Source organism: Paragemmobacter amnigenus (assembly GCF_009908265.2).
Lineage (GTDB): Bacteria > Pseudomonadota > Alphaproteobacteria > Rhodobacterales > Rhodobacteraceae > Paragemmobacter > Paragemmobacter amnigenus.
This window is the reverse complement of sequence record NZ_JAAATX020000024.1, coordinates 1-4,958: the sequence shown is the minus strand read 5'-3', so window position 1 is coordinate 4,958 and position 4,958 is coordinate 1. Positions and strand designations below refer to the sequence as shown.

The window sequence follows — 4,958 nt, the reverse complement described above, 5'->3', positions numbered from 1 at the left end:
TCAGCAGCGCGAAACGCCGACCTCACGCGCTGGCTTGACTGGTTCAACCAGTCACGACCACATTCTGCACTGGGCGGCCTCCCGCCAATCGCAAGGGTGAATGACCTTCTGAGAACTCACATCTAGCGGGCTGCGCGTGACACGGTCGGGAAACGACGGGTATTCGCTTTTTATTTATGTTTATATTAAATACTTTTCATTAATAATAAACTTATCCAAAGAAAATTTTGAATCTTTGGACAATTTCTGCCTGATAAATGACCAAAATCCATCCCAGCCAGGCAGTCTGCACAAGGCCCGTCAGCTTTCATCGCACTGCTGCCCGATCCGCCAAAGGCAGGCGGCCCTTCCACATGCATGCACACCATTCGGGCCAAGCGAGAGGCCCTTGACGGTGTAACAGACGTCCCCGTCCGGGCGGGAACTGCCGCGTCTCTCTGCCCAAGGTCAGAAAAGTCTCCAACGACCGCACATGCAGACGTCTGTCTCGCGGCGGGCGCGCTCAGGCTTTTGTCCTGTCGGGTGAAAGGCGGTCGCACAAGGAAAAGTGGCGGAGGGAGTTTGACAAAAATCGAACTCTCTCCGGTGCCCGTGGCTGCGGCACGGGAGCGCCGCGAACTGCTGCGCATTAACGGGGGACAGTAATCCGACGCTAATCTGACAGCCCGCCCTTCAACCCCATAGCATCCCGAACAATTTAGTACGCCTCCGACGAGCTGCACTCAGTTGATCATGGATCTTTTGGCGCTGATTGCCCGAAGCTGCAGCATCCCAGCTGGCTTCCAAGTCTGCTATCCTAGCTTCGGTCTCTTGCAGTTCTTTCGCAATCTTTTCACGATCCGCCTCATGAATGGCTGCCGCAACAGTGGCTGCTCGGTTTGGTTTCTGAGGTCGTAGCTTTTCTTCGTGGCGTATGTCGTAGATCACCGCGGAAACAAGCTCTCTGGTCCATTTTGATGAGCGAAGCGTTCTGACATTACGATCGTTGAGAACGATCTGGAAATCCGCCAAATAGTTGGCTCCCTTCTTCGCTGCAATCTGTATGATCTCTTTCACGTCCTCGAAGTACCGAGACGATGGGTCCCGCCCAATATAATGCGCTCGTTCAGCCGGTCCGGGGATGCCCTCCGTTTTCAACGCGGCAGGAAGTCCAAACGCATCAAGGCGACGATGGTCCGCCGGTGGTCGCGCTGGAGCACGGGGCTCCGGTTGAGAGGGCTTCATACCTTCGTAAGTCACCCCGACGTCTCGGCGCTCTCCAGCGATTTCATCGAAGAACGACAAAACATCGCGTCGTAGACTGGCGAATTGGCCAACATAGAACTGGCCACCTTGGTCGGCCAGCAGAGTAATCCGGTGCTGATGTATTGTTTCCACAAACTCGGCTGAAAGCTGTACTTTTCCACCCCTTGCTTTGACCTCTGTAATCAACAGAAGGCGCCATCCGTCCAGGTTGGGAGATTCTGTACGGTCGAGACTGGGTGCGCGCTTTCGATCTAGCACCCACGCATGTCCGACGATCTCCTTTATAAGTCCTATCTTTCTGCGCTCTGGCCGAGCACCAATAACGGCCACTCGCGCCGCAACATTTGGCCTGTCGGTACAAGGGTGCTTGGGCCATGGCGGCCCTAGATCATCAAAGAATACCCTGCTTCCGTTTGAATTCGCATAAAAGTAAACGCTTGCTTTGCAAACGGGACAAGTAGCGTTTGGAGCAACGAAACAGCTAGATCCAAGACGTGATGCGCCGTTCCTCTTGAGAAAATCAGCCGACGTCCTGCGTGCCATCTCGTTGCGTAAAGCCGCGTTGTCGACGGTTCGCCCATGCGCGACACACCAACCACACTGACAGCTTGGGTAGTGATTATAGCCGGGCATAAGTCATTCGCCTCGCCGACATGGATTCAATTGCAGAAAAGCTGGTTCCCGATCTGCGTGCAAGTTGAGCCGTCGTCGAAGAACGTGGTGTCACCGATCTGAGACGACGATGTCCCGTCGCTGTAAAATGTAGAGCCGCCAATATCGGTCGCCGTAAAGCCATCATCGAAGAAAGTTGTGTCGCCCAGCTCGGTCGCTGTGCTGCCGTCATCGAAGTATGTCGTTTCACCGATACGCATGGCGCTTGTACCGTCAGAACACATCGCCATGTCATCAAAGATCGTGCAGTTCTGTGCTGCAGCAATCGTCGGCAACCCGAGCACGGCAAGAATAGTAATTATTTTCAGCATGTTATTTCCCTTCAATCACGTCTGAAAAAATCAAGGCGTCGTATTCTGCGATAAACGCTGCTTCCGAGCGCCCGTCGAGAACTTTGACGGCAAAGCGCCGCGCCGCGCGAGAATGGGTCACGAACCGCAGTGACAAGTAAGCAAGCAGATCCCGCTTGAGGGCATCTTCGGAGCGCGAGAAGGCAAGGGCCAGCACATGCTGAACCAACCGCTCAAGTGCCGTCTGCTCGCTCACCAATAGGCCGTCAAACGCTAGCGACAGAAAACGATTTGCCTGGTTCTCCCAATCGATGCCCACCGCCACTTCGGCAAGGCGATATTCTTTCGCTTTTCGCAGTGCCTCTTGCTTCGCAGGCTCAATGATCCCGTCGTCGAGGAACGAGCGCAGCTTCCTTCTCTGTCCGCTCGGCACAGGGGTCTTCGAAACAGCGGCCTGGAGCCGAGAGAGCGCTTCTGGGCTTGGAGTGCCGCCCGACGGAACACTTGGTGTCGGCGCATTGCGAGCTGGCAAAAGACTGCTGATCCCGAAGCGCATGCGTGGTGCCCTGTCTTCTGACGCCGAATAGCTTGCGCTTGCCCTAGCCATAGGAAGGATCGCATTTCGATCTTCGATGAAGTCCCCAAGTTGGCTGCCGTCGTCAGCATCCATCAGCGGGATCTTACGTGTTTCGGAGATGCCATCGCTCAGCGCACCGGCTTCATCGATCAAGACGAGACTGGTGACATTGCTGCAAAGACCCTCCATTACCGCCAATCGTTCAGCGGCAGCGTCATCAAGCTGACCCAGGCACAGCGCGGCGGCGTAGCGGCCAATGTCGTCGGCAGCTCCCATAGCCATCGCGTCGCTCCATTGTGCGCTGACAGTCACGCCGCCGAGCGTTTGCACGACACGAACCAGGTCTGAACCCTCCGTTTCAAGCTGACGCTCTGTACGGAACGAGCGCATTTGCGAAAGAGCAACGGACACAGATTTTTCCACGTCAGCATCTGGCGTGTAGAAGAGGTCACCCCCGGTCGCCGCGCAGAAATGCCCGATATTGGCATCAAGACTGGCTCGTCCCACCAGCACGGCGCTGACGCGAACGTTCTTCCCTTCGACCTGCGGTGACAGCTGGTCCCAGGTCTGACCATCCGTCAGCACAAGGATATCCTGCGCACCAGTGCGGGCAACGGCCTTGATGGCCTCGCCAAGGCGGGTGCCGCCGCCTGGCTGCTTCAACCTCTTCAGGATCTGAAGAATTTCAGCGCCGCGTCCGGTCCCAAGCCGCTGGCAACTATCATCGAACTGCCAGATGGCGATCAGGTCCTCGTCCGTCACGTTCTTCAGTGACTTCGCAAGACCTCCCCGAATGGCGGAAAGCACGGTTTGCCCATCAGTCCCGACCGGGCTGCCCGTCGAACCAGACCGATCAATGAGGATGGCGATTTTCAGACTGTTTTCGCCGCTTGGCTCTCGGCGCAGATCGAGCCGAACCTGCCGCCCGCTTGCTGACACGCCGAGCAATGTTCCCATCGCGCCGCCCGCGATTTCGATCTCGACGGATTTATTCATAAGAACATCAATCGCCTGTCCATCAGCCAACGAACCAAAGCCGATAAGATGCGGCACTCCGCTATCCGAGTGAACGCGAAGCGATGCCACGTGCTGCACAGATGCCGAAGTGATCAGGTTATCGGCCGGCTGTAGCGGAGACACGCCATAAAGCTGACCTGTGGTCATGGGCAGGCGCAGCAAAAGACCATTTTCTGTGGCGGCCAACGGCATCACGGTGCGCAGTTCGACAGATACTTCTTTTCCCGGAGCCAACTGACCTACCGATAGGACATGGATGCCGCGCAAGACTTCTTCGTGAAGGATCGCCATCTTGCCCTGATCAATTGCGCCCTCATAACTGGTCCGAGCTGCCGTCTTGCCTTTGGCAACGGCGCGGAGCGGGCGCCCATCAATCTTGGCCGACAGACCCGTAACGACGGCATTGAAACCAACCGGCATGGTGAGCACGGCTTCGATGGGGACATCTTCAACATTCGCGAAGGTGCGGGTCGTAACAACAATCGCCAGCCCGGACTGGATGGAGACATCAATTGCGGTGCTACTGAGGGGCATATGCTTGCCGTCTCCATCGCGGAATATAGTGACGCCGTCATTCAGTTCTTCGAGCAGGTGACCGAAGACCATACCGTTCGCCATGAATTATCCCTTCGAAACATAGGTTCTTAAGGCTGCAGCGATTTCGGCGACGACTGCATCAACATCGATGGCATCGGGCGCGATGTCAGGCGACACACGCAGTTCTACTCCACCGGATTGCACAATCGGCACCGCGTCGTCGAAAGCCATGAGCACCTTGATAGAAGCCGGCTTCATCCCCATCCTGTGAAGGGCGAGGTATCTTTGGGCCTTGATCAGGTGTTCTTCGCCATAAGCATCTGCCGCACGACCAGTCTTATTGGCGGGAGGCAGTATGCCCTCCGCGATGAGAAACCGGATCTGACGTGGTGCGGTGCCGATGCGTTCGGCCAGCTCTGCGAGCGTCATCACTCCCCCTAACGCGACATGAAGTATGTCACGATCATCGCGGCGTCAAGTAACGAGACAAAAATGACCTGCCACGGGATTTTTCCTCCACCTGCGATTAGAGTCCGGCCCATGGAGAGGACGGACGATGAAGAAGGCACGACTGACGGAAGAGCAGATCATAGGCATCCTGCAGGAGCATGAGGCGGGCG

The 4,958-nt window shown here is 56.4% G+C and carries 5 protein-coding genes; 1 reads left to right on the top strand and 4 read right to left on the bottom strand.

From position 1 onward, the window contains the following. Window positions 1-126 (top strand): integrase core domain-containing protein (locus tag GU927_RS20730; protein WP_161763958.1); only part of this gene is annotated, 126 nt, incomplete at its 5' end. A gap of 546 nt (window positions 127-672) precedes the next feature. Here GU927_RS20730 and GU927_RS20305 read toward each other — a convergent pair. The 4 genes from GU927_RS20305 to GU927_RS20290 form a co-directional block, all read right to left on the bottom strand. Further along, entirely contained in the window at window positions 673-1,431 is a 759-nt protein-coding gene (locus GU927_RS20305) for a hypothetical protein (RefSeq protein ID WP_161764223.1), read from the bottom strand. 473 nt (window positions 1,432-1,904) lie between these two features. Then, on the bottom strand, window positions 1,905-2,228 hold the full coding sequence (locus GU927_RS20300; protein ID WP_161764222.1) for a hypothetical protein: 324 nt from the start codon (window positions 2,226-2,228) through the stop codon (window positions 1,905-1,907). A 1-nt stretch (window position 2,229) separates the two neighbouring features. Beyond that, on the bottom strand, window positions 2,230-4,419 hold the full coding sequence (locus tag GU927_RS20295; RefSeq protein ID WP_161764221.1) for a VIT domain-containing protein: 2,190 nt from the start codon (window positions 4,417-4,419) through the stop codon (window positions 2,230-2,232). Window positions 4,420-4,422: 3 nt separating this feature from the next. After that, window positions 4,423-4,767 (bottom strand): MerR family transcriptional regulator, encoded by a 345-nt coding sequence (locus GU927_RS20290; protein WP_161764220.1) that lies wholly within the window; start codon window positions 4,765-4,767, stop codon window positions 4,423-4,425. Window positions 4,768-4,958 lie beyond the last annotated feature (191 nt).